Raw genomic sequence first — 26,064 nt, 5'->3', positions numbered from 1 at the left:
TGCCGACGGCGAGGCGCGCCAGCGCGTCATGCCGCTCTCCAGAGACCGGGGCGTAGGCACCGCCGGATGGTCGTGCCCTGCTCGCTCAGCGAATGCAGCATCACCCAGCCGTTGGCGACGAGATCGCGGACGCCCTGGTGGCGTTGCATGATCTCGTCCATCGCACTCTCCGGCGCGGCGATGAACACGTTCAGGCGAACCGGCTCGTGGATGAAGCGGGTGCCGTCATGCACCGACTGCCAGGGCAGTCCGACCCGGAGATCGCCGGCATTGCCCTCGAGCACGCCGAGTTGCCCGACGATGTTGTGCAGCACCTTGTTGCCGCTGCCGAAGGCGGCATTGTTCACGGTCGAGCCGTAGTACTGCAGATTGATCCAGCTCGCGACCACCATCGGCGCCGTCATGATCAGTTCGAGCGTCCGATGTCCCTCGTCGCGCCCCGCCTCGTAGGAGTGCAGGAAGACGCGGCCGCCGAGGTCAAGCCCGCGGGTGAAGCTGCGCGGCGCGGCGATGAAGGCGGCGTTGCCGGCGAGCCCCCATTCCGGCCGCACCTGCGACCAGTCGCGGGTGCGCGCGACGACGGCCTCGTCGACATCCGAGGCGTCGCGGATGCCGAGCAGCGCGCTGCGCTCGAGCCGCGCCAGCCGTCCGGCCTCGGTCAGCCGCGCCCTCAGCCGCGCGAGGTCCTGCGCGAGCGCCGCCGGAACGTCGTCCTCATCGAACAGCGTGACCGCATCGGTGGTGGTGTCGTGCAGCGCGCCGATGAACCAGCAGTCGGCGGGAATGTCGATGTCCTTGGCACGGAGGCCCTCGCGGACGCGCCGGTCGTTGAGCACGGCTGCCGCGACACGCGCGTTGGCTTCGCCCGTATGACCGCCGCAGGCGCCGCAATCGAGCCCGGAGGCGTGCGGATTGTTGACCGTCGTGCTGCCGTGGCCGGCCAGTAGCACGAGCCGCGCGAACGGCCCGGTCAGCGACATCGCCTTCAGCACCGCCTCCGCCATCGCGACGCGCTGCACGTCGTCGAAGCCGGTCACGCGCCCGCCGAGTTCGCCGGGCGTCAGTTGCGGCATCACCCGCGAGGCGACCTCCGGATCGAGACCATCTACGACCGGCGACGGCACCGGCCGTGTGACGCCGGCGCTATCGGTCGCGATCTTGGCGGCGAAGCCGAGGCCCGCAGCCTCCACGAAGGAGAACGACGACACGGCCGAGACCTTGAACGACTTCCATGCCTTGGCCGCGCGCCGCCGCAGCAGCCGCAGGCCGAGCACCTCGGCCTCCTCGACATCGTCGGCGCCCTTGACGGCCTCGCAGACGATGAAGGCGGGCTTCAGCAGCACCGGGCATTGCGCGCCGCCTCTGGTGTGGCCAATCGGCACGTATTCGATCGGGAAGCCGAAGAAACCGGCGAAGCCGATGGTCTCGGCTTCCGGATAGGCGGTCTCCAGCGCGCGGCGGAAGATCTCCGAGCGCACGTCGATGCAGAACGCGGCCTGGACCAGCGGCCGGGCCGGCAGCTGCGTGATCGAGCCATGCGCGCCGTGCGCGGCGAGCCGCGCGACAAGCTTCTCCCGAAATGCGATCTCATAGGCCTCGTGAAGGACGAGATCGATCGCGAGCTCTGGCGTCTCCTCGAGGCGATGATCGGCCGGCAGCCGGGAGGCCTCGGCCATCGCCTGCGCCCAGGCCGCCTTGAACGCCTCATCGGTCCGGGCCTGGAACAGCGCAAAGCCCCAGGCGAGCCGGATCGTCAGGAGCTCCAGCAGCGTATCGTCCCGCCGGCCATCGAGCTGCGCGTTCCAGCCGATATAGCGCGCATAGGCCGACCAGCCGCCGAGATCGAACAGCGCCCGCACCAGATAGTCCTCGACGGCGCGATCCGGGATTCCCAGCCGGTCGACGATCAGGCCGATCGCCTGCACCGGATCCGCCGGCAGCTCGGCGACAGCTTTGCGGAATCCCGCAAGGCCCATCGCCTCGGGATTGCGATCGTAGGCCGCGAATTTGCGCCAGGCCGCGTAGGGCTTGAGCTTGCGCACTGGGCTCGGCCAGCTCGCCTGCCCCTCGTCGAAATAGGTGGCGCAGAAGGCCGAGATCTCGTCGATCATGAAGGCGACAAGCGAGACGTAGCGGTCGCCCTCGGCGAGCCGGTCGAGCACCTCGGCGACGGTCGCGACCACGGCGGGCGGCGACGACTGCGCGGCCTCGGCAAGAGCCTTGCTCTTGAGCTGTTCGACGTCGAGGCCCATGGATGGATGCGACATGAGAGCCTGCGTCAGCGCGGCATCGTCGATCCGGCCGTCATCGAGCGCCTGCCGGTAATACGCCCGCGGCATCAGCATGCGCGTGCGCACCACGCGCTCGAAGGTGGCGGCGGTCGCCGCGAAGCTTTGGCCGGTGAAGCCGAGGAACGGATTGACCGCGACGAAGTGCTTCAGCGGCCACAGCGGCGCGACCCGCTGACAGGCGCTGTCGATGCGGGCCATGAGCCCGGCATCGGCGGGGGTGTCGAGCGGATCGGCCATGGACATGGCGAGGGCGGCCTGGGTCATCGGAGATCTCGGATCACTGGTTGGACGGGAGACGTGCGGTCGAATGCCTCGGCCCTAAGGTCAGCACGAGACGGTTGGCGAGCGTGTTGAGATAGAGGCCGTTGCGCAGGTGGACGTAGGCCGCGATCCAGAACGGCGCGTCGGCGCGGCGCATCATCTGGTTCTGGAACACGGTGACGGCCGCGAACGACACGACGACGGCGGCCGCGATCAGCATCGGCACGATGCCGTCGACCGGCCGTGCAGCCGGGATGCTGCCCCCGACCAGCCAGGCCATCGCGGCCTGCAGCGCGAAGTAGACGATCGCGACACCGGCCGCGGTGACCGCGGCGCGAGCGACGACGAAGGCGTTCGGCCGCTCGTCGATGGCGTTGGCCATCAGGTGAACGAGCCCCATCAGCAGCACCGAGCCGAGTGCGATCTGCGCCGGGTTGGTGCGCAAGGTCATGCCGAAGGCGAACCCGGTGAGCAGCGCGAGCCCGATCACGGCGACCAGCGCCAGGATCAGCCGTGCCGCGTGCGGCTGGCCGCCGGGGCTCGGTGTCCAGGACGCCCGGGCAAGATCGATGATGCTGCCCGAGGACAGGAAGGCATGCGCCTTGTAGAGCGAGTGCGCCACGATGTGCAGCAGCGCCGCGGAGAAGGCGCCGAGCCCGCATTGCAGCAGCATGAAGCCCATCTGCGCCACCGTCGAATAGGCCAGTTGCACCTTCACCGAGGTCTGCGTCAGCATCACCAGCGAGCCGAACAGCGCGGTGGCGCCGCCGACGATCGCGAGGACGTCGAGCGCGGGCGTGGCCAGCAGCAGCACGTCGCTGAGCCTGAGCACCAGGAAGCCGCCGGCATTGATGATGCCGGCATGCAGCAGCGCCGACACCGGCGTCGGCGTCTCCATCACCTCGATCAGCCAGCCATGCAGCGGCAGCTGGGCGGATTTCAGCATGGCGGTCGCGACGATCAGGAGCGCTGCAATCGTGACGATCGCCGAGCCAACCCCCTCGCCCGCCCGGGCGTGGGCGACGAGGCCGGCAATCTCCAGCGTGCCGAACCGGATGTAGAGCAGCAGCGCAGCGAGTGCGAGGCAGGCGTCGCCGAGCCGGCTCGCGACGAACTTCTTGCGCGAGGCGCGGATCGCAGCCGGCCGGGTCTCGTAGAACAACAGCAGCTTGCCGAGCGAAAGGCTCGTCGCGACCCAGGCGGCGAGCAGAAGCACCAGATTGCCCGCGATCAGCAGTGTCAGCACCGCGGCGAGGGTCAGCAGCAGCCAGCGCGTGAACCGGACCTGACCTGGATCGCCGTCGAGATAGTTGCGGCTGTAGCGCACCACGACCATGCCGATGAAGCTGACGAGAACCGAGAGGATGGCGCCGAGCGCGTCGAGCTGAAGCGACAGCCCGAGGTCGTATCCGCCAAGCAGCGGCGTCCGCCCTGCCCCGACGACGGCCGCAGCGAGGCTCGCGACCGTCGCGATGCCGAAGGCGATCGCCGCGGCGAGGATCGCGCGGCGAGCAACGTCACGGGCGCTGGCGTGGATGCCCACAAGTGCGGCGACACACAGCGTGAGCGGCGCAAGCGCCGCGAGGCAGGGAATGAGCGGGTTCATGACGGCTCGACAGGTTGATCAAATGAGACGGCTGCCCCCTGCTTTACCGGCCCACGATGCTTCTTAAAATTTCAATGATTGAACCTGATCGTTATAAAATATAGAACGATGCCATGCCGCACCTGAACTACCATCACCTGCGCTATTTCTGGGTCATCGCCAGCGAAGGCAGCATGAGCCGCGCCGCGCAGCGGCTCAACGTCTCGCCCTCCTCTCTCTCGGTACAGATCAAGGCGCTGGAGGCGCAGCTCGGGCAGAAGCTGTTCGAGCGCACCGGCCGCACTCTGCAGCTCACCGAGGCCGGGCGCATCGCGCTCGACTATGCCGGCAGCGTGTTCAAGTCCGGCCATGAGCTGATCGAGACGCTGTCGGGCCTACGGCCGGGACGACAGTTGCTGCGGGTCGGCGCCGCGGCGAACCTGTCGCGCAACTTCCAGATCGCCTTCCTGAAGCCGCTGATCGCGCGGGTCGACGTTGAGCTGATCATCCGCACCGGCCAGTTCGCCGAGCTCCTGGAGCAGCTCGATTCCCACAAGCTCGACCTCGTGCTCGCCAACCATCCGGCAGCGCCGGACATGCGCAGCAGTTTCGAGAACACACTGATCGACGAACAGCGCGTCAGCCTCGTCGGCCGCAAGCCGACCAGGCCCGCGCGATTCCGCTTTCCGCAGGATCTCGCGACGACGCCCGTGATCCTGCCCGGCCGAGGCAGCGCGCTGCGCTCGGCCTTCGATGCGCTAGTCGGATCGGGCGGGATCCGCCCGATCATCGCCGCCGAGGTCGACGACATGGCGATGCTGCGCCTGATGGCCCGCGAGAGCGGCACCGTCACATTGGTGCCGTCGATCGTCGTGATCGACGAGCTGCGCTCCGGCACGCTCGTCGAGCGCGCGCGGCTGAGTGCGCTGAAGGAGCAGTTCTTTGCCGTGAGCCAGCAGCGCCGCTACGCCAATCCGCTCGTCGCCGAGCTGATCGGATCGCGCGCCAGGAAGACCGGTTCACGGCCCGAATGACTGTCGGTGACAGCTTGTCTCGAGAGAGGTTGCAGGCAGCCCACCTCGGGACGGGTGAGTCCTGCGGACCAACTACCGACTGGGGCCGGGTCGGCAGCGGTTCGATCAGAACATCGCGGGCGGGCTGACATTCACCCCGTGCTGGACCAGCACGAGTGAAGCGACCACGCCGGTCAATGAGAACATGGTCACCAGACCGAAGCCGGAATTGAGCGCATGGGGACCAACCAGCTTCCGCGCAATGTTCATAATCATCAATGTCTCCTCCAGGAATGTCGTTAGTGGACGCCACTAGCGGGACGGCGCGTTACCGGGACGTTTCCAAACTTGGAGAGATCGGCGCGTGGTGAATGCATCCTTGAATGCACAGCAAGCCCGGCATGAAGCCCGATTAACACTGACGGCGGATTTCACAAATGCAGCGGGACGAGGGAAGCGTCGGCGCTCGAAAAGGTTGAACTTTCTTAACAGCTCGCGCTTGACGGATGATGTCGACGACAAGGGTGGACTACGACCGCGCTCGAGGCATGGTGGTTCGCGTCGCGCCGAGCGATCGCATCTACGCGCGGCGCGCTTAGTTCGACGCTTCTCAGCGGAAGTACATCGCCCCCCGAATGACGTGGCCGCAGCCGTCAGGCTACCCTCATTCATTCGGCTGGTGACATCCGGTTCGGGACGGATCGCGTCGAAGACGTTCGCCGTCTGCGTCCTGATAGGGTCCTACTTCGCCTCGTTCATCGCCGTCGCTGCGAGCAGCGCCGCCTCGATCGTGTCCCGGGTCTTGTCGAGATGCGCCGTCATGAGCATCACAGCACGCTCGGTGTCCCGCGCCAGCGCCGCCTCCATCAGTTCGCGATGCTCACGCGCGGCATCGCGCTTGCCACGATCGGTCTTGCAGGCGAGATCGAGATAGCGCTCGTTGTGTGCAAACAGGAGATCACGCACCCGCATCATCCAGGCGCTGCCACAGGCCTGGGCCAACGCGGCATGGAAATCGGCATGCGCCAGCATCCAGGCCGGCGAGAAGCTTCCGTCATGAGCCGCGATCGGCGTCGCGGCTAGACGGTGATGCGCGGCAACGACCGTGGTCTCCCAGGCGAGATCACCGTTGGCGATGGCGCGGCGCAGGCACTTGGTCTCGATCTCGACGCGCATGTCGGTCAGATCGCGCAGATCGGCCACCGAGACCGGCGCCACGCGGAAACCGCGCTGCGGCGTCGCCGTCACCAGCCCTTCCGCCGTGAGCCGCGCCAACGCCTCGCGGATCGCCCCCGTGCTGACCGAGAAGGCTGATCCGAGTTCGCTGATCTTCAGCTTCTCCTCCGGACGATAGAGGCCGGCGAGCAGGCTGGCACGCAACTGCTCGTAGACGGTCTGGGTGGCGCTGCCGGACATCGACTCACTTTCGCAGGACAATTCACACTAGCAAAGCCAGAAAGTACATTTTTATTAAAAAATATATTTTAATTGCGCAGCCCCCCAACCTCCGCCTATGCTGACCGCTAAAACGCCGCCGGCAGCGCGGCCACCAGGGAGGTATCCATGCGAAGCGCCATCGCAGCGGCAGGATTGTTCGTCGTCGCGTCCGTCCTCGCCGCGCCCGTGCGGGCGGAGGATCAGCCGGGCATCACCGCCGGCGAGATCCGCATTGGACAGACCATGCCCTACAGCGGGCCCGTGTCCGCCTTCGGCATCCTCGGCAAAGGCGAGGTGGCCTATTTCAAGATGGTCAACGACCGCGGCGGCATTAACGGCCGCAAGGTCAACCTGATCTCGCTGGACGACGGCTACGTGCCGCCCAAGACCGTGGAGCAGACGCGACGGCTGGTCGAGAGCGACGAGGTGTCGTTCATCTTCTCGACCATGGGCACCGCGCACAACACTGCGATCGCCAAGTATCTCCAGGGCAAGAAGGTGCCGCAGCTGTTCGTGGCCTCGGGCGCCTCGAAGTTCGGTGATCCCCAGCAATTTCCGCTGGCCTTGATGGGGGTGATGGCGCCGTTCCGCAACGAGGCTCGGATGTATGCGCGCTACGCTCTGCAGAAGAAGCCGGATGCGACCTTTGCCATTCTCGCGCAGAATGACGATTTTGGCCGCGACTATCTCGCCGGGCTGAAGGACGTGCTCGGCGAGCGCTTCGACAGCGCGGTGACCGTCGCAAGCTACGAGTCGACCGATCCGACCATCGACTCGCAGATCGTGAAGCTGAAATCGACCGGCGCCGATGCGCTGATCATCGCTGCGACGCCGAAATTCGCCGCGCAGGCGATCCGCAAGATCCATGAGATCAACTGGCGCCCGCTGACGTTCCTGACCAACGTCTCGGTGTGGATGTCGTCAGTGATGGAGCCCGCGGGCCTCGAAGCCGGCAAAGGCATCATCTCGACGGCCTATGTCAAGGATCCTCTGGATCCGGCCTGGGCGGACGATGCCGGCGTCAAGGGCTGGCGCGACTACATGGCGAAATACGTGCCGGACGGCGACATCCGCGATTCCAACTACGTCAACGGCTACAACAACGGCATGGTGCTGGAGCACGTGCTGAAGGCCGCCGGCAACGATCTGTCGCGCGAGAACATTTTGCGGCAAGCGCTGTCGATCAAGGATCTGGAGCTGCCGATGCTGCTGCCGGGCATCAAGGTCAGCACCAGCGAGAGCGACCACCTCCCGGTCGAGCAGGTGCAGTTCATGCGCTTCACCGGCAAGCAGTGGGAGCGGTTCGGCGAGGTGCTGTCGACCAAGTAGCGGCGGCTGCTCCGTGGATCGTCGGCGCGGCTCCGCGCTGACGACAGGTGCATGCATGGGCTGGCACGGTATTGGAGGACGGCGCCTCTCTCTCGCCACGTAAACAAAATCGCAACAGTCGCCTGCGATGTTTCGTCGCAGGTCAACCGAATTCGCAATCGGCGTCCGCATACATCCACATGTGGTCCCGCGCGCGACGGCGTCCCCCTCTGCTCACGACCGGGGAGCGGGCGGAGCTCGTGCCCGGTTCTCACTGCAGGTCTCCTTGAAGCAGTCGCGGAGATGATCGCCGCAGGGAAGCGCCAACAAGGAAAAGAATACAGGTCCTCACCGCCCCAACGGGATCTTTTGAGGAAGAGCATGACGGATATCAGCCGACCAGCGAGCCGGGCGATCGCCGCCATCGCGCGCTTCTCCCGCGACAGCAAGGCCAATATCGCGGTCACATTCGCGCTGGCGCTGTTGCCGATTCTCACGGCGATCGGATGCGCGACCGACTACTCCATGGCCATGCGCATGAAGATCAGGCTCCAGTCTGCGGCCGATGCCGCGAGCATCGCCTCGATCTCGGTCAACTCGGCAGGCTATGCAGCGGCGATGGCGATGACGTCGGACGGAACCGTTACCGCCGGGGTCTCCGAGGCGGACAACATCTTCAAGGGCAACGCCTCTACCTTTCAAGGCTACACATTGACGTCTGAGACCAGCACCGTCACCAAGAGCGGGTCCACACTGACGTCGCAGGTGCAATTCACCGCCAACGTGCCGGCCACGTTCCTGACGGTGATCGGCTATCAGAATCTGACGGTCAGCGGCCAATCGTCCTCCTCCGTCACCCTGCCGCTCTATCTCGACTTCTACTTGACGCTGGACGTCTCCGGCTCGATGGGCCTGCCGTCGACATCGGCCGAAGCGCAGCGCATGCAGGCGATCAGCCCGGACAACTACCGGCAATACCCCACGGGGTGCACGCTGGCGTGCCACTTCTCGCCGCAGAACAGCGCGTGCACCGATACGGGGACCCAGGGATATCCTACCAACAACTATTGCCTGGGCTATGCGATCTCGCGCGTCAGCCAGAGCGGCTACAAGAGCCTGCTGACCACCAACAAGAACAATCCCAAGGGCGTTCAACTGCCGTCGTCGATCGTGTCCGGCCTGCCGAACTCGCTGTACAAGAACCTGGCGACCGTTGCGAACTGTCCGACCGACGGGACGGATTCTTGCATCCAGCTGCGGCTGGATGCGGTGGGCTATGCCGTGAACCAGCTGTTCGTCACTGCGAACAACACCAAGAAGGTCAGCAACCAGTTCCGGATCGGTCTCTATCCCTTCATTCGCTATCTCTATTCCTACTTCCCGCTCACCAGCAGCATCAACGGCTCGACGTCGGATTCGACCACCATCAACTATGCAGCCGCCAACCTCGCGACCCTGCTCGACACCAACACCAACGCATCTCTGGGCTCGGGCGGCACGCACATCGACACGGCCCTCTCCAGCGTCAACAACCTGATCGTCAGTGTCGGCAACGGCAGCGCTTCGACCAACACCCTGCCCTACGTATTCCTGGTCACCGACGGCGCACAGGACCCGCAGGTCAAGGGCGTCCCCAATGGCTCATGGTCAGGCAGCAACCATGCCACCGTGATCGATCCGAACACCTCCTGCACACCGCTGAAGAACCGCGGCATCATCATTTCCGTGCTCTACATACCCTACCAGGTGATCAATCCGGTGAACGCATCCTTCGCCGGTGACGAAGACGACTATGCCAACAGCAACATTCCTTCGATTCCGCCGAGCCTGAAGGCCTGCGCCTCGCCCGGATTCTTCTATACGGCGAACACGCCCGCCGACATCACGTCGGCGCTGAACGCGATGTTCAATCATGCGGTGTCCGAGGCGCATCTGACGAGATAGAGCATCGCCAGGCCCAGGCTCGGCCGGTTGGACTTTCGGCGGCGAAGGCGTAGACATCTGCCGTCATCCCCAGGAGAGCCGCGGCGCCGATGTCCGAGACTGAACCGCTCACGCTGAAATTCCGCTGTCCGAGGGAGCTCGAAGGCCTCATTCCGCAGCCGGTGCCGGCGCCGATGGGCGTTCCCGACTGGGTCAAGACGATGCCGGCCACCGCGTTCAGCGCGCTCAACCAGGCCGAGGAGCAGACCGTCAAGCGCTGCCCGCCCTTCATCGACGCGATGACGACCGGCTTCCTCATTCCGCTGATCTGCGATCTCACTGTCGAGGATGGCGGCATCAGCTGGGACAACGAGCTGCCGCCGGGCGGTGCGATCGATTTTCCGCGCTCACCGATCAGCTTCCACGACGTCGCGCAGGTCACGGGCTCGCCGCTGTTCGAGGCCGACCGCTTCCTGCTCAAGTTTCACAATCTCTGGACCATCGAGGCACCGCAGGGCTGGGCATTGCTGTTCACGCATCCGCTCAACCGCTTCGACCTGCCCTTCACCACCGTGACCGGGCTGGTCGACAGCGACCGCTTTCATGGCTCGTTCGTGCACTTCCCGGCGCACTGGCATGACACGGCGTTCCGCGGCGTGATCCCGAGGGGTACGCCGGTCGCGCAATGCATTCCGGTGAAGCGGCAGGCATGGGCGATGCAGACCTCGGCCTTCACCGAAGAGGAGATCGCCGAGATCCACGAGGTGCGCGATGCGCTGAAGCGCGAGACCGGCGTCTATCGCAAGCGGTTCAGGGCTTAGCTGTCGCAGCGCCGTCGATCTGCAGGAATCTGGCGGCGCCGCTCGGACGGAAGAAGAAGCGGCCGTGCGAGGTGACCGCGAGCGTGTAGGCGGCGCGGGTCAGCAGATGCGGCCGGCCGCGCACCACCGTGCGCAGCGCAGCCTGGGCGCCATCGCGATCCCCCATCTCGGCCAGACACATCGCGAGATTGGCGCGGGTCTGGGTGTCGTCGGGCCGCAGACCGAGCGCATGGCGGTAGGTGTCGGCGGCCTCGGCATAGTCGCCGTCGAGGAACTGCACCCAGGCGAGCTCGATCAGGATGTCGGGCCGTCCCGGCGCGGCCTCGCGCGCCGCCAGCAGGTTCGTGTGGGCACGAACGCGGTCATTGGCCTGAAGAGAGAGGCGTCCGAGATCGAGCTGGAGGTCGACGCTGCCGGGTGACAGCGTCAGCGCCTCCTCGATCACGGCGATGGCTTCACCGAGCTGCCCCGACTTGGCAAGCCGCCCCGCCAGCTCCTGGAACGCCGGCAGAAACGGCGGCCGCCGCGCCGCGGTCTTGCGCAGCTGCGCGATGCCGTCGGCGGCGCGTCGTGCCTCGCACAAGGCGGCGCCGAGCAGCGTCTCGAGTTCCGGATCGCTGCCGCGGAGCACCGCCTTCTCCAGCGGCACGATCGCCTCGTTTGCGCGGTGCTGGCCCAGCAGCGCATGGGCATGAACGAGCAGCGCGGCACGGTCGGTCCTGGCCGTGCGCAGGATCGAGGCGGCGATCTGCTCGGCGCGGGCGAACTGCCGCGCACGCAGCGCGTGGATCGCCTCCTGCAGCGCCTGCGCCTGCTGATTTTTCCGCCGTTCACTCACGTCTGCCGCCAAGCTCCGAGGAGGACGTCGAGTCTAGCTAGCCCGCCCGCCCAGGGGTGTCCAGCAAACGGGCGCGACGGCTCAGCCGAACAGCGGGGTGCCCGGCACGAAGGCATCGAACGCGGCCCAGAACTGCGAGCGGTAGCGGTCCTGCTCCTGCAGGATCTCGTGCTTGGCGCCGGCGATCACGAGATGCGAGCCGGCGCGCAGATGATAGGCGAACTCCTCGATCGCAGCCGTCGACACCACGGTGTCGCTGGAGGCCGCCAGCATCAGGATCGGCTGGCGGATCTGCGACGGATAGCTCATGCCGCGGAAGGTCATCATCGCGGAGAACGCGGCGTCGGCCCAGGCGACCGTGGGCGAGGCGATGCCGAGCGTCGGATCTTCTTCGAGGATCGCGGCGTTGCGGGCATAGCGGACCGGATCGGAGGTCAGCGGATTGTTGACGAATGGCGCCAGTCCGCTGATCTCGTCGTTGCCGCCCGGCACGTAGCGGCCGCCCTGCCCGGCGATGCGCATTGCCCGCAGCAACAGCCGCGCCGGCAGCGCTGTGCGGCTGCCCGGAAGGTCGATCATCGGCGCCGACAGCACGATGCGATCGAACCAGCGCTTGCCGGCATGCGCGAGCCGCAGCAGCACCGTGCCGCCCATCGAATGCGCCAGCGCGAAATAAGGCGGCGGACAGTCCGGCAGCACGACTTGCGTGACGAAGGTCTCCACGTCGGTCTCGTAGTCGGAGAACGAGCGCACATAGCCCTTGCGGGAATCGCGCAGGCGCCGCGACGAATGGCCCTGGCCGCGCCAGTCGATGATGGCGACCGCAAAGCCGCGATCGCGCAGATCGCGCACCGTCTCGAAATACTTCTCGATCATCTCGCTGCGGCCGGTGAACACGCACACCGTACCCTTGCGCCCGGCCGGCGGCGCCCAGCGCGCAAAACGCAGCTCGGCGCCATCAGGGGTCTTGATGGTGCCGGCAGTGACGTTTTCGGGAACGGGATTGGCGGGAATCGAGACGAGCGTCATGAGGCGCCCATCGAATAGGTGAAAGGCAGTGGGAATCAAGGGGTGGAACGGCAAAAAGAGCAGGTCCCGAACGCCCTTGAACGTCGAAACGCCTGCCCTACATCGAGATCGTGCAGGCCTCTGATGGCTGCACGACGGCCCGGCCCGATGGCGGGCGGGTTTGCCCAATAGTCGCTCAATGGAGGACTTTGACCATGCGTACCTACGACCTCACCCCCTTCTATCGTTCCACCGTCGGTTTCGACCGTCTGTTCTCGATGCTCGATCAGGCCACCGCCGAGCCCACCCCCGGCTATCCGCCCTACAATATCGAGCGCACCGGTGAGAACGCCTACCGCATCACCGTCGCCGTCTCCGGCTTTGGCAAGGATGAGCTCTCCCTCGTCGCGAAGGAAAACACGCTGACGATCAAGGGCGAGAAGGCCGCCAATGAGAACGGCAAGAAGGCTGAGGTGCTGTATCGCGGCATCGCCGCCCGGGCGTTCGAGCGCTCGTTCCAGCTCGCCGACCACGTGGTGGTGAAGAACGCCAGCCTCGAAAACGGCCTGCTCCACGTCGACCTCGTACGCGAGATTCCGGAAGCGAAGAAGCCCCGCTCGATTCCGATCTCGACCGGCGCGCAAGGCTCCGAGCAGCCGGTGATCGAGGGATCGGCCGAGAAGGCCGCCGCTTAACCGGCACTCAGACTTGAGAATGCGAACGCCCCGGGCAGCCGGGGCGTTTTTTTGTGCGTTGCTGCAGTGCAGTCAAACGATCGTGACGGGCGGTAACGCCTGCACCCGGCCAGCGAAGACGCCAGTGATGACCTCACTCACCCGAGCCACTGGAGCCTCAACGATGAACGTCGTTTGCACCCTCACTTTCGTCGCCGCCCTGACGGCATTGGCCGGCCCTGCTCTGGCGCAGCCCGCGCCGCCGCCCAAGGTCCACAACGTCGTGCTGGTGCACGGCGCCTGGGCCGACGGCTCGAGCTGGGCCAAGGTCATCCCCTATCTGCAGGCGGCCGACCTCAAGGTCACGGCCGTGCAGAACCCGCTGACCTCGCTGGCGGACTCCGCGGCCGCCACCCGCCGCGCCCTGGCCGAGCAGGATGGGCCAGCCGTGCTGGTCGGCCATTCCTGGGGCGGCACGGTCGTGAGCGAGGTCGGCACCGATCCGAAGGTCAGCGCGCTGGTCTATGTCGCCGCCCGCGCCCCCGATGCGGGCGAGGATTTCGTCAAGCTCGCCGGGCAATATCCGACACCGCCGGCACGCGCCGGCATCGTCGACCATGACGGCGAGACCAAGCTCAACGAGGACGCCTTCCTGAAGGACTTCGCCAATGGTGTCGATGCGACGACGGCGAAGGAGCTCTATGCGGTGCAGTGGCCGACCGCGGCGACGATCTTCGGCAACCGCACCACCCAGGCGGCGTGGCACGACAAGCCGTCATTCTATGCAGTGTCGAAGCAGGACAAGACCATCGATCCGGATTTCGAGCGCTTCCTGGCCCACCGCATGAAGGCAACCACGATCGAGCTCGACGCCGGACACCTGTCGCTGGTGTCGCATCCGAAGGAGATCGCTGATCTGATCCTGAAGGCCGCCGGTCAGCACGAGTAGTGCGACCGATGGTGCTGGGGTCTCATCGGCTGCTCCAAACGACCTGTCATGCCCGCGAAAGCGGGCATCCAGTCCGCGGCGGCGGTCGTGAATGACCGAGATGCCGGTGTTGACTGGATCGCCCGGTCGAGCCGGGCGATGACGGCGTTGGGGGTGGCAAGCGGCCGGGCAGACCGTCTGACTGCCTCTATTCCAACCCCTGTACAGCCGGCATCTTTGCCGTCGGCAGGATCTGGGGCACCGGCTTCGCCGCGGGCGCCGCGACGGAGCCAGTCGTCTGCGGCGTGGCCGTAGCCGCGGCCGATTGCACGGGCTTCGGCTCAGAGGGTTTTGCGTCTGAAGCCTTGGCCTCTGAAGCCTTGGCGTCTGAAGGCTTCGCGTCAGAGGTGTTGGCGTCAGAGGTGTTGGCGTCCGAAGCCTTGGCCTCGGCCGGCTTGATGTCCGCGGGCTTGGGCGGAAGGGCCTTGGGTGCGTCCGCCGGTTTCGGATTGAGCGCTGCGGTCTGCGGTGCCGGTGCACTCGGCCGCGCGGCAGGCGTCGGCACTTTCGGCTGGATCGGCGCCGCGGTGGCAACGCGCGGCGCAGCCGGCATCGGCGGCACCAGGCGCGGATCGGCCCGGATCACGCTCGGCGGCGGCAGGCGGTCGAGGCCACCGCGCGGGGCGGGCTCATAGCGCATCCGCTCGTACTCCTCGCCCCATTGGAACGCCGGCACGAAGCGGATGATGCGGCCGGAGCGGGCATCGACGACGAGCTTGCCGTCCTCGCCCTGGCGATCGAGCACCGCCACGATCCAGACATTGCCGCGCTGGCGCGGCGCGCCGAGCGGCGAGAAACCGTTGTCGCGCAGAATGGCATAGACCTCATGCACCGGCAGGAACGCGGGCGCATAGCCATAGTCCTGCTGATAGCCCTCTCTGTAATTGTCCTGACGGTAGACCGGCGCCGGCGGCACATAGCGCTCGTCGCGGTAGCCGTAGTCAGGGCCCGGCCGGTAGCCGTAACGCGGCGGTGGCGCAGGCACGACGGCCGGCGGCGGCAAGTCCGAATAAGGCGCATCGAAATCGGAGACTGCCGTATACGGCCCGTGGAGGCCGGACGGTGGCAGCGGCTCGGCCTGCGCGGCGGCGAACGTCGCGACCAGCGCGGCTGAGACGACTCCAACTAGCAACTTCATGGTTCAAAGCTCCTGCATGCCCCCGCACGTGAAGCTGTTCGCTTCTTCTCAAGTGCGGCGGAAGTTCTGCCGCGATTCCGGCGGTCCTGGGTCGGCGAAGGGGCGGGATCGGGGCGTTAGGTTTCAAAATCGAGCGCGGCGCGTGATCGCCGGCCCGGCCGGATCGTTCGGTCAGCGGCAGAAACGGAAGATTTGCCGGGGAATGAGCGTGTTGCGGCGCCCGAACTCGAGGACTCCGCAGTGCTTGTGTGATAGGTTAAAGTTTGGCATCTTGCGGTTTAGGACAGAAATGCTGTCTAAAATTTCGTTGCAAAGGTGACCGAGACTTTGCAATGATGTTACGGCGCCTGAGGGCGCTGCGACATGAACAGGCCGCGGTCGTCCAGCGGGGACATGGTCCCCCGGCGGCTGGCCTGAATTCTGCAAATGCGGCTCGCTGAAAAAGGACGAGCGTTGGCTCCGGAGAGGGGCCGCGCAGCGCCCGGGGTGCGCCGGACTGTGTACCGGACTGTGGTGAAGGCCCTGACCAATAACTGATGGGGACGGATATGAGCGGATCGAAGGTCGAGCACGGAATTTTGGGCGGCGCGGTGCTGGCTGTGGATTCGCACGAGAAACCGGCCGAGATCACCCGCGAGCTGCACACCTGGCGTCCGGAGGCCGAAGGTCTGTATGACCCGAGCCAGGAGAAGGATTCCTGCGGCGTCGGCTTCATCGCCAACATCAAGGGCCAGAAGTCGCATCAGATCGTCGCCGACGCGCTGAACATCCTGTGCAACCTCGAGCACCGCGGTGCCGTCGGCGCCGACCCACGCTTCGGCGACGGCGCCGGCATCCTGGTCCAGATCCCGCACGCCTTCTTCTCGCGCAAGGCGAAGGAGCTCGGCTTCACCTTGCCCGCCCCCGGCGAATACGCCATCGGCGCGCTGTTCATGCCGCGCGACGATTCCTGGCGGAACGTCATCAAGAGCATCATCGCCGACCAGATCGAGGAGGAAGGCCTGGTCCTGCTCGGCTGGCGCGACGTGCCGACCGACAACTCCTCGCTGGGCGTGACGGTCAAGCCGACCGAGCCGCGCAGCATGCAGGTGTTCATCGGCCGCAACGGCGCCGCCAAGACCGAGGACGAGTTCGAGCGCAAGCTCTACATCCTGCGCAAGTCGATCTCGCAGGCGATCTATCAGCGCCGCGACCGTGGCATGTCGGGCTATTACCCCTGCTCGATGTCGTGCCGGACCGTGATCTACAAGGGCATGTTCCTGGCCGACCAGCTCGGCAAGTACTACGCCGACCTGCATGAGCCGGACTTCGAGAGCGCGCTGGCGCTGGTGCATCAGCGCTTCTCGACCAACACCTTCCCGACCTGGTCGCTGGCGCATCCCTACCGGATGATCGCGCACAACGGCGAGATCAACACCCTGCGCGGCAACGTCAACTGGATGGCGGCGCGGCAGGCGTCGGTGTCGTCCGAGCTGTTCGGCAAGGACATCAGCCGGCTCTGGCCGATCTCCTACGAGGGCCAGTCCGACACCGCCTGCTTCGACAACGCGCTCGAGTTCCTGGTGCAGGGCGGCTACTCGCTGCCGCACGCGGTCATGATGATGATCCCGGAGGCGTGGGCCGGCAATCCGCTGATGAGCGAGGAGCGCCGCTCGTTCTACGAATATCACGCCGCCCTGATGGAGCCGTGGGACGGCCCGGCCGCGATCGCCTTCACCGACGGCCGCCAGATCGGCGCCACGCTCGACCGCAACGGCCTGCGGCCGGCGCGCTATCTCGTCACCAAGGACGACCGCATCGTAATGGCGTCCGAGATGGGCGTGCTGAAGATCCCGGAGGACCAGATCGTCACCAAGTGGCGGCTGCAGCCCGGCAAGATGCTGCTCGTCGATCTCGAGCAGGGCCGCCTGATCCCGGACGACGAGATCAAGGCGCAGCTCGCCGCCAGCCATCCCTACACCGAGTGGCTCGGCCGCACGCAGATCCAGGTCGAGAAGCTGCCGGATGCGCCGACCACGGGCGCGCGCACCAACCTGCCGCTCTTGGACCGGCAGCAGGCGTTCGGCTACAGCCAGGAAGACATCGCGATCCTGATGACGCCGATGGCCGCCACCGGCGAGGAGGCCACGGGCTCGATGGGCAACGACACGCCGATCTCGGCGCTGTCGGACAAGCCGAAGCTGCTGTTCACCTACTTCAAGCAGAACTTCGCACAGGTCACCAACCCGCCGATCGATCCGATCCGCGAGGAGCTGGTGATGAGCCTGGTCTCGATCATCGGCCCGCGACCTAACCTGTTCGACCTCGAGGGTGTCGCCTCGACCAAGCGGCTCGAGGTGCATCAGCCGATCCTGACCGATGCGGACCTGGAGAAGATCCGCTCGATCTCTGAGGTCTCCGACAGCCACTTCGTCTCACGCACGCTCGACACCACCTTCGATGCGAGCCTGGGCGCGGCCGGCTTCGAGCAGGTGCTCGACGATCTCTGCGGCCGCGCCGAAGCCGCGGTGCGCGAGGGCGTCAACATCATCATCCTGTCCGACCGCATGGTCTCGGCCGACCGGATTCCGATCCCGTCGCTGCTCGCCTGCGCCGCCGTGCATCATCACCTGATCCGCACCGGCCTGCGCACGTCGGTCGGTCTCGTCGTCGAGAGCGGCGAGCCGCGGGAGGTGCATCACTTCGCGTGTCTGGCGGGCTATGGCGCCGAGGCGATCAATCCGTATCTCGCCTTCGAGACCATCATCGCGCTCAAGGACAAGCTGCCGGGCGCGCTGAGCGACTACGAGGTCGTCAAGCGCTACATCAAGTCGATCGGCAAGGGCCTGCTCAAGGTCATGTCGAAGATGGGCATCTCGACCTATCAGTCCTACTGCGGCGCGCAGATCTTCGACGCGGTCGGCCTTCGCGCCGAGTTCGTGCAGAAGTTCTTCGCCGGCACCCACACCCGCATCGAGGGCGTCGGCCTCGCCGAGATCGCCGAGGAGACCACGCGCCGTCACCGCGACGCGTTCGGCGATGCGCTGGTCTACAAGAGCGCGCTCGATGTCGGCGGCGAATATGCCTACCGCACCCGCGGCGAGGACCATGCGTGGACGGCCGAGTCGGTTGCGACCTTGCAGCACGCCGTGCGCGGCAACTCCAGGGAGCGCTACCAGGCGTTCGCCAAGCTGCTCAACGAGCAGTCCGAGCGGCTGCTGACCCTGCGCGGCCTGTTCCGGATCAAGTCGGCCGAGGACGACAAGCGCAAGCCGGTTCCGCTCGACGAGGTCGAGCCGGCGAAGGAGATCGTCAAGCGCTTCGCCACGGGCGCGATGAGCTTCGGCTCGATCTCGCGCGAGGCGCATACGACGCTCGCGATCGCCATGAACCGGATCGGCGGCAAGTCGAACACCGGCGAAGGCGGCGAGGAGGCCGACCGCTTCAAGCCGCTGCCGAACGGCGATTCCATGCGCTCGGCGATCAAGCAGGTCGCCTCGGGCCGGTTCGGCGTGACGACGGAGTACCTCGTCAACTCCGACATGATGCAGATCAAGATGGCGCAGGGTGCCAAGCCCGGCGAAGGCGGTCAGCTGCCCGGCCACAAGGTCGACGCCACCATCGCCAAGGTGCGCCACTCGACGCCCGGCGTTGGCCTGATCTCGCCGCCGCCGCACCACGACATCTACTCGATCGAGGATCTCGCGCAGCTGATCTACGACCTGAAGAACGTCAATCCCGACGGTCAGGTGTCGGTCAAGCTCGTCTCGGAGGTCGGCGTCGGCACGGTTGCGGCCGGCGTCGCCAAGGCGCGCGCCGACCACGTCACGATCGCGGGCTTCGAGGGCGGCACCGGTGCCTCCCCGCTCACCTCGATCAAGCATGCGGGATCGCCGTGGGAGATCGGCCTTGCCGAGACGCATCAGACGCTGGTGCGTGAGCGGCTGCGCAGCCGCATCGTGGTCCAGGTCGACGGCGGCTTCCGCACCGGCCGTGACGTCGTCATCGGCGCACTCCTTGGCGCCGACGAGTTCGGCTTCGCCACCGCGCCGTTGATCGCGGCTGGTTGCATCATGATGCGCAAGTGCCACCTCAACACCTGTCCCGTGGGCGTCGCCACCCAGGACCCGGTGCTGCGCAAGCGCTTCACAGGCCAGCCCGAGCACGTCATCAACTTCTTCTTCTTCGTCGCCGAGGAAGTCCGCGAGATCATGGCCGCTCTGGGCTACCGCTCGTTCAACGAGATGGTCGGCCAGACCCAGATGCTCGACCAGTCCCGCCTGGTGGCGCATTGGAAGGCCAAGGGCCTCGACTTCTCCAAGCTTTTCGTCAAGCAGAAGGCGGAGCCGGGCCAGAAGGTCCATCACGCCGAGAAGCAGGACCATCACCTTGAGGCCGTGCTCGACCGCAGGCTGATCGAGCAGGCCAAGCCGGCGCTCGATCGCGGCGCGCCGGTCAAGATCGAGGCCGAGATCAACAACACCGACCGTTCCGCGGGCGCGATGCTCTCCGGCGCGGTGGCCAAGATCTACGGCCATGCCGGCCTGCCGCAGGACACGATCCATGTCAGCCTGAAGGGCACCGCCGGCCAGGCGTTCGGCGCCTGGCTCGCCAACGGCGTCACCTTCGAGCTCGAAGGCGAAGGCAACGACTATGTCGGCAAGGGCCTGTCGGGCGGCCGCATCATCGTCAAGCCGCCGCGCAACTCCGGCATCGTGCCGGAGGAGTCGATCATCGTCGGCAACACCGTGATGTACGGCGCCATCTCCGGCGAGTGCTTCTTCCGCGGCATCGCCGGCGAGCGCTTCGCGGTGCGCAACTCGGGCGCGGTCGCCGTCGTCGAGGGCGCGGGTGATCATTGCTGCGAGTACATGACCGGCGGCATCGTCGTCGTGCTCGGCAAGACCGGGCGCAACTTCGCGGCCGGCATGTCCGGCGGCGTCGCCTATGTGCTCGACGAGGCCGGCGACTTCGACAAGCATTGCAACATGGCGATGGTCGAGCTCGAGCCGGTGCTGTCGGAGGAGATGATCGCGGAAGCCTCCTATCACCAGATGGGCGATCTCGAGGCGCATGGCCGGGTCGACGTGTTCAAGAACCTGCTGGCGTCCGACATCGAGCGCCTGCACATCCTGATCTCGCGTCACGCCAAGGCCACCGGCTCGAAGCGCGCCGCAGAAATCCTGGCGAACTGGAAGGACTATGCGCCGAAGTTCCGCAAGGTCATGCCGGTCGAGTACCGCCGCGCCCTGAAGGAAATGGCGGCCAACGCCGACGCCGAGCCGAAGATCGCGATCGGGGCTTGATATCTCTCCTCATGGTGAGGAGGCGCGTAGCGCCGTCTCGAACCATGAGGCCGAGAGCGGGGCCTCACCCTTCGAGACGCGGCGAAGACGCCGCTCCTCAGCGGTGAGGAGAAAATAGGAGCAAACCCTCATGGTGAGGAGGTGCGCAGCACCGTCTCGAACCATGAGGCCGAGAGCGGGGCCTCACCCTTCGAGACGCGGCGAAGACGCCGCTCCTCAGGGTGAGGAGAAGTAGGAGCAAACCCTCATGGTGAGGAGGCGCGAAAGCGCCGTCTCGAACCATGAGGCCCGAGCAGTCAGGGACGTCGTAGGTCATGGGCAAGGTCACAGGTTTTCTCGAAATCGAGCGGCACGATCGCAAGTACGCGCCGGTTGCCGAGCGTCTGAAGAACTTCAACGAGTTCGTGGTGCCGCTCTCCGAGAAGGAGCTGCGCGACCAGGCGGCGCGCTGCATGAATTGCGGCATCCCCTACTGCCACGGCACGGGCTCGGCCGCGCCGGGCACCACCGGCTGCCCGGTCAACAACCAGATCCCGGACTGGAACGACCTCGTCTACAACGGCAACTGGGAAGAGGCGTCGCGCAACCTGCACTCGACCAACAACTTCCCGGAGTTCACCGGCCGCATCTGCCCCGCCCCGTGCGAGGCGTCGTGCACCTTGAACATCGACGACAACCCGGTGACCATCAAGACGATCGAATGCGCCATCGTCGACAAGGCCTGGGAGAACGGCTGGCTGAAGCCGGAGCCGGCCGCGGTCAAGACCGGCAAGAAGGTCGCGATCGTCGGCGCCGGCCCGGCCGGGCTCGCCGCCGCGCAGCAGCTCGCTCGCGCCGGTCACGAGGTGCATGTCTATGAGAAGCACGCCAAGGCCGGCGGACTTCTTCGCTACGGCATTCCCGACTTCAAGATGGAGAAGGGTATCATCGACCGCCGCATCGCGCAGATGGAAGGCGAAGGCGTCGTCTTCCACTACGGCGTCAATGTCGGCGGCAAGGATGGCCTCGATGCCAAGACGCTGCTGAAGGATTACGACGCCGTGGCGCTGACCGGCGGCGCGGAAGCCCCGCGCGACCTGCCGATCCCCGGCCGCGATCTCGCCGGCATTCATTACGCGATGGACTTCCTGCCGCAGCAGAACCGCCGCGTCGGCAACGAGCCGGTGAATGCGACCGAGATCCTCGCCGGCGGCAAGCATGTCGTCGTGATCGGCGGCGGCGACACCGGCAGCGACTGCATCGGCACCTCGCTGCGCCAGGGCGCGCTCTCCGTGACCCAGCTCGAGATCATGCCGGCCCCGCCGGAGCGCGAGGACAAGGCGCTGACCTGGCCGAACTGGCCGCTGAAGATGCGGACATCGTCGAGCCAGGCCGAGGGCGCGATGCGCGAGTTCGCGGTGCTGACGCAGAAGTTCGAGGGTGAGAACGGCGCGGTCAAGAAGATGAACTGCGTCCGCGTCGACGCCCAGTTCAAGCCGATCCCGGGCACCGAGTTCGAGCTCGCAGCCGACCTCGTGCTGCTGGCGATGGGCTTCGTGCATCCGGTGCACGAGGGTCTGCTCAAGAGCCTTGGCGTCGACCTCGACCCGCGCGGCAACGTCAAGGCCAACCTGACCGACTACCAGACCTCGCTGCCGAAGGTCTTCTCCGCCGGCGATATGCGGCGCGGCCAGTCGCTGGTGGTCTGGGCGATCCGCGAGGGCCGCTTGTGCGCCCAGGCCGTCGACAAGTTCCTTATGGGCAAGACCGAGCTGCCGCGCTGAGCGCGGAGTGTAGTGGACGTGCTGTAGATCAGCCTTAGCCCGACTGCCCACCCCGACACCGGTGCGCTCCCCTCCCCCTTGCGGGGAGGGGTCGGGGGTGGGGGTCACCGGGCGCCGAACAGCGTTGGATCCGCCGGCGCTTCAACATGCCCAAGAACATGCCGAAGAACATGCCCAAGGCAGTCACCGCTTTCGTCGCCCTCTTCTTCTGAAGTCAGCTATGAGCTTCCGTCATTGCGAGGAGCAAAGCGACGAAGCAATCCAGAGCCGCGCAACCGACTCTGGATTGCTTCGCTGCGCTCGCAATGACGCGGTGGGACTATCGAGCTCAGCATGCGCCCTACTCACGGATAGAGAATTCAGCTCTCATCAGATCGAACGTGACTCGGGGACCCCCACCCCCGATCCCTCCCCGCAAGGGGGAGGGGAGCGCACCGATTGCGTCGCTTGCAGCTCCAATCCAATTTGCAGCATTCATTGCACGGACAACAAAAAAGGGGTGGGGGCTTCCTCGACGAGAGTCTCCGCTCGGCCTGAAGTGGCAGGTCAGGCCGTGGTCTCATGATCGATCGGATGAGCGTCGAAGCGTCAGGGTCGACGTTGCAACCGTGAAGCCCCCACCCGTCCTGGCCGTGAGGCCAGCTCGGATGAGCCGCGGTGCGCGGCTCCGATGTCAGGAAGGATGCGGCCGTGTTCGGTGAGGGCAGCCCTGCTCGGACACACTCGGCAGGATTGATCGCGTCGCGTGCATCACGATGTCAGTCATGCTGGACGATCCCCATTGTTCGACGGCTGGCAGCCGCGAGCCCCTCAGGTTCCCGCAACCTAAGGGTGCGACTCTTAACATAAACACAATGAGAGGGCCGGCATTCCCGTCAAATTCCGCACGACACGCGAAAAAGGTCCGCAGCGACTCGTGCTCGCATGCGCGGCCGCAACGCACGTTCGATCACAGAACATCGCGTGCAACCTGCAACGCGATCAGCTCGACGTCCGCGCCCAGATGTCTTCGACCGGCACCGGGGGCGTCACACGGAAGATGTCGTCGATGAGACGGCCAAGCTCGCCGGCGGTCTCGATGATCCGCTCCTCGATCACCTCGCCATCGCGCGCCTGCCGCTGATAGCGGCGGCTGACCAGCTTGTGCCGCACACGAGGCTCGACACGCTCCATCATCAGCGTATGCGTGGCCGGCACGTTCGGGCTGGTCGAGGTGTACCAGTTGCCGAGCACGTAGTCGGCATGGATCTGCGGCGCGAGATCGAAGGCGTACATCATGCGCCAGCCCGCCGGCTGCTTTGCGCTGACCGTGTAGAGTCCGTCCCACGTGCCGATGCGAAACGTCCCCATCGGCGTCTGCTGCTCGGGCCCGATCTCGAGACGGATGGGCGCATCCATCATGCAGATGCCGAAGCCGACATCGACGAGATGCGGATGGCCGTCGACCTCGACGAGCAGCATCATGTGCTGGCGCGGCCCGAGCGGATCTGATGGCGCCGAGCGCCAGCGCACGCGCCCCGTCAGGCCGTTGACCTTGAATCCGATCGCTTCCAGCGCGGCCTGGAACAGCACGTTCTGCTCGAAGCAGTAGCCGCCGCGGCGGCCGAGCACGAGCTTCTGCTGCACGGACGGCAGGTCGACATGGACGGAACGGCCCATCAGCGGATCGAGCGCCTCGAAGGGCAGCGCGTCGACATGCGCGGCCTGCAGCGCTGCGAGCGTCGCCAGGTCGGGCGCGAGCGGCCCGCGATAGGCGATGCGGGCGAGATAGGACTCCAGCTGAAACTCATCCGCCATCGCAACGCCTTCCCGTCAACCCTCGATGCGCGCCCAGATCACATCGACGGACACCGGAGGTGTCAGCCCGAACACCTCCTCGATGACGCTGCGCAGCGTCTCGGGCGTTTCGATGATCTGCTCGCTCCTCACCTCGCCATCGCGCGCCTCGACGACCAGGCGGCGATTGACCAGCTTGTAGCGCGCCTCGCGGGTCAACCGCTCCAGGATCAGCATCGAGGTGAACGGCGTCAACGGGCTGGTCGAGGTAAACCAGTTGCCGAGCACGTAGTCGGCATGAATCTGCGGCGCGAGGTCGAAGACGTACATCGTGCGCCAGCCCGCCGGCTGCCTCGCCGCGAGCCAATACAGCCCATCGGAGAGCGTCAGACGGAACGTACCCATCGCGGTCGGCTGCTCGATGTCGGCAACCATCTGCAGCGGCGTATCGAGCAGGCAGGAGCCGAAACCGACATCGGCGATGTACGGCCCCTCCGGCAGGTCGACCTTCAGCATCATGTGCGTGCGCGGCGTCAGTGGCGCGTCGGCATCGAGCCGCCAGCGCACCCGCGCCGAGAGCGGCGTCACCGCAAAGCCGATCGCCTCCAGCGCGGCCTTGAACAGCGCGTTCTGCTCGAAGCAATAGCCGCCCCGACGGCCGTCGACGATCTTGGCCTGCACCGAGGCGAGATCGATGTTCACGGGCCGGCCGAGCAGCGGATCGATGCCTTCGAAAGCGATGGCATCGACATGGGCAGCCTGCAATCCGGCGAGCGTCTGGAACGTCGGCGTCAGCGGGCCGCGATAGCCGATGCGGGCGAGATATCTGTCGAGATCGAAACGGTCGGTCATGGTGGGAAGGTCACGCCACCCCTGCCCGCAACAGATCGTGCATGTGCAGGATGCCGACCGGCTTGGCGCCGTCGGTCACGATCAGGGTCGTGATCTTGGCGGAGTTCAGGATCTCCAGCGCCTCGGAGGCCAGCGCCTCGCGGCGCACGGTGCGCGGGTTCGCGGTCATGATCTCGTCGACCGAGACGGACAGCAGGTCGGCACGCATCTTCCGGCGGAGGTCGCCGTCGGTGATGATGCCGGCGACATGGCCACGGCCATCGACGATGATGACGCAGCCCAGACCCTTGGCCGACATCTCGGCAAGCGCATCGGCCATGCCGGTGCCGAGCGGCTTCAGCGGCACCGCGTCGCCCGAGCGCATCAGATCGGAGATATGTTTGAGCATGGCGCCGAGCTTGCCGCCCGGATGGAAATTGGCGAATTCGAGCGCGGTGAAGCCGCGGCCTTCGAGCAGCGCGATCGCGAGCGCATCGCCGATCGCGGCCTGCATCAGGGTCGAGGTGGTCGGCGCCAGATTGTGCGGACAGGCCTCGCGCGCCTTCGGCAGCTCCAGCACGATGCGCGCCGCCTCCCCCAGCGACGATTGCGCATTGGAGGTGACCGCGATCAGCGGGATGGCGAAGCGCTTGGTATAGTTGACCAGCGTCTTCATCTCCGGCTGCTCGCCGGACCACGACAGCGCGATGACGACGTCGTCCGAGGTGATCATGCCGAGATCGCCATGGCCGGCCTCGGCGGAATGGACGAAGAAGGCGGGCGTGCCGGTCGAGGCGAGGGTTGCGGCCATCTTGCGGGCGACGTGGCCGGACTTACCGAGGCCGGTGAGGATCGCCCGGCCCTTGGCTTGGCGGATCAGCTCGACGGCAGCGGCGAAGGCTGCTCCCAAGGGCCCGGATAGCGCCGCGGAGATCGCGGCAATGCCGTTGCTGCCGGCGTCGAGCGTGCGCAGTGCCGACTGGATATCTGCGTTGGCGGGAGCGGTGTCGGGCAACGGCTTCGATCTCGGCATGCGGACTTCCAGGGCTGAACAGTCAGGCGCCGCTCTTTAGCATGGGTAAGGCAGCAAGGCGCCATCAACAGCCCATTAACCATATTTGTTT

18 protein-coding genes are annotated in these 26,064 nt (G+C 66.2%); 8 read left to right on the top strand and 10 right to left on the bottom strand.

What is annotated here, in order from left to right:
• Positions 1–26: 26 nt before the first annotated feature.
• Both QW845_RS12120 and QW845_RS12115 read right to left on the bottom strand, forming a co-directional pair.
• Positions 27–2,555, bottom strand: a complete 2,529-nt coding sequence (locus tag QW845_RS12120; RefSeq protein WP_315801825.1) for a DUF2309 domain-containing protein — start codon at positions 2,553–2,555, stop codon at positions 27–29.
• Between the two features lie 13 nt (positions 2,556–2,568).
• Positions 2,569–4,158 carry an NADH-quinone oxidoreductase subunit L gene (locus tag QW845_RS12115; RefSeq protein WP_315801824.1) on the bottom strand — a complete coding sequence of 530 codons (1,590 nt, stop codon included), beginning with the start codon at positions 4,156–4,158 and terminating at the stop codon, positions 2,569–2,571.
• Positions 4,159–4,271: 113 nt separating this feature from the next.
• Between QW845_RS12115 and QW845_RS12110 the strand changes: the two genes are divergently transcribed.
• Positions 4,272–5,171, top strand: a complete 900-nt coding sequence (locus QW845_RS12110; protein WP_315801823.1) for a LysR family transcriptional regulator — start codon at positions 4,272–4,274, stop codon at positions 5,169–5,171.
• A 105-nt stretch (positions 5,172–5,276) separates the two neighbouring features.
• Here QW845_RS12110 and QW845_RS12105 read toward each other — a convergent pair whose 3' ends face one another.
• Positions 5,277–5,426 carry a hypothetical protein gene (locus tag QW845_RS12105; RefSeq protein ID WP_315801822.1) on the bottom strand — a complete coding sequence of 50 codons (150 nt, stop codon included), beginning with the start codon at positions 5,424–5,426 and terminating at the stop codon, positions 5,277–5,279.
• A 465-nt stretch (positions 5,427–5,891) separates the two neighbouring features.
• Positions 5,892–6,566: a GntR family transcriptional regulator gene (locus QW845_RS12100; protein ID WP_315801821.1), complete on the bottom strand. Its 675-nt coding sequence runs from the start codon at positions 6,564–6,566 to the stop codon at positions 5,892–5,894.
• Positions 6,567–6,713: 147 nt separating this feature from the next.
• On the opposite strand from QW845_RS12100, the gene QW845_RS12095 reads away from it, so the two are divergent.
• The 3 genes from QW845_RS12095 to QW845_RS12085 all read left to right on the top strand — a co-directional run bounded on the left by QW845_RS12095 (position 6,714) and on the right by QW845_RS12085 (position 10,639).
• Positions 6,714–7,916 (top strand): ABC transporter substrate-binding protein, encoded by a 1,203-nt coding sequence (locus QW845_RS12095; protein WP_315801820.1) that lies wholly within the window; start codon positions 6,714–6,716, stop codon positions 7,914–7,916.
• A 360-nt stretch (positions 7,917–8,276) separates the two neighbouring features.
• Entirely contained in the window at positions 8,277–9,839 is a 1,563-nt protein-coding gene (locus tag QW845_RS12090; protein WP_315801819.1) for a TadE/TadG family type IV pilus assembly protein, read from the top strand.
• An 89-nt stretch (positions 9,840–9,928) separates the two neighbouring features.
• Complete coding sequence (locus QW845_RS12085) at positions 9,929–10,639, top strand: hypothetical protein (RefSeq protein ID WP_315801818.1); 711 nt, start codon at positions 9,929–9,931, stop codon at positions 10,637–10,639.
• On the opposite strand, the gene QW845_RS12080 is transcribed toward QW845_RS12085, so the two are convergent.
• Both QW845_RS12080 and QW845_RS12075 read right to left on the bottom strand, forming a co-directional pair.
• Entirely contained in the window at positions 10,629–11,477 is an 849-nt protein-coding gene (locus QW845_RS12080) for a tetratricopeptide repeat protein (RefSeq protein WP_315801817.1), read from the bottom strand. The genes QW845_RS12085 and QW845_RS12080 overlap by 11 nt on opposite strands.
• An 81-nt stretch (positions 11,478–11,558) precedes the next feature.
• The gene (locus tag QW845_RS12075; protein ID WP_315801816.1) at positions 11,559–12,506 is read right to left on the bottom strand and encodes an alpha/beta hydrolase; all 948 of its coding nucleotides are present in this window, start codon (positions 12,504–12,506) and stop codon (positions 11,559–11,561) included.
• 194 nt (positions 12,507–12,700) lie between these two features.
• Between QW845_RS12075 and QW845_RS12070 the strand changes: the two genes are divergently transcribed.
• Both QW845_RS12070 and QW845_RS12065 read left to right on the top strand, forming a co-directional pair.
• Positions 12,701–13,180: an Hsp20 family protein gene (locus QW845_RS12070; protein ID WP_315801815.1), complete on the top strand. Its 480-nt coding sequence runs from the start codon at positions 12,701–12,703 to the stop codon at positions 13,178–13,180.
• Positions 13,181–13,343: 163 nt separating this feature from the next.
• Positions 13,344–14,108 (top strand): alpha/beta hydrolase, encoded by a 765-nt coding sequence (locus QW845_RS12065; RefSeq protein WP_315801814.1) that lies wholly within the window; start codon positions 13,344–13,346, stop codon positions 14,106–14,108.
• A 187-nt stretch (positions 14,109–14,295) separates the two neighbouring features.
• On the opposite strand, the gene QW845_RS12060 is transcribed toward QW845_RS12065, so the two are convergent.
• On the bottom strand, positions 14,296–15,285 hold the full coding sequence (locus QW845_RS12060) for a hypothetical protein (protein ID WP_315801813.1): 990 nt from the start codon (positions 15,283–15,285) through the stop codon (positions 14,296–14,298).
• Positions 15,286–15,833: 548 nt separating this feature from the next.
• Here QW845_RS12060 and gltB point away from each other — a divergent pair.
• Together gltB and QW845_RS12050 are read left to right on the top strand one after the other, a co-directional pair.
• Positions 15,834–20,570, top strand: a complete 4,737-nt coding sequence (gltB, locus tag QW845_RS12055; protein ID WP_315801812.1) for a glutamate synthase large subunit — start codon at positions 15,834–15,836, stop codon at positions 20,568–20,570.
• 314 nt (positions 20,571–20,884) lie between these two features.
• Complete coding sequence (locus QW845_RS12050; protein WP_315801811.1) at positions 20,885–22,333, top strand: glutamate synthase subunit beta; 1,449 nt, start codon at positions 20,885–20,887, stop codon at positions 22,331–22,333.
• Between the two features lie 981 nt (positions 22,334–23,314).
• Here the strand turns inward: QW845_RS12050 and QW845_RS12045 are convergent.
• From QW845_RS12045 to QW845_RS12035, 3 genes are read right to left on the bottom strand one after another with little or no spacing between them, the layout of a single operon-like run.
• Entirely contained in the window at positions 23,315–24,130 is an 816-nt protein-coding gene (locus tag QW845_RS12045) for an arylamine N-acetyltransferase family protein (protein WP_315801810.1), read from the bottom strand.
• A gap of 15 nt (positions 24,131–24,145) precedes the next feature.
• Entirely contained in the window at positions 24,146–24,961 is an 816-nt protein-coding gene (locus QW845_RS12040; protein WP_315801809.1) for an arylamine N-acetyltransferase, read from the bottom strand.
• A gap of 10 nt (positions 24,962–24,971) precedes the next feature.
• Complete coding sequence (locus tag QW845_RS12035; RefSeq protein WP_315801808.1) at positions 24,972–25,973, bottom strand: KpsF/GutQ family sugar-phosphate isomerase; 1,002 nt, start codon at positions 25,971–25,973, stop codon at positions 24,972–24,974.
• Positions 25,974–26,064: the final 91 nt, after the last annotated feature.

Origin of the sequence: Bradyrhizobium sp. SZCCHNS3002 (assembly GCF_032377435.1) — a bacterium.
In the GTDB taxonomy this organism is placed as follows: domain Bacteria; phylum Pseudomonadota; class Alphaproteobacteria; order Rhizobiales; family Xanthobacteraceae; genus Bradyrhizobium.
Note: the sequence above shows the minus strand (reverse complement) of the source record. Positions and strands in the feature narration are given on the sequence as shown.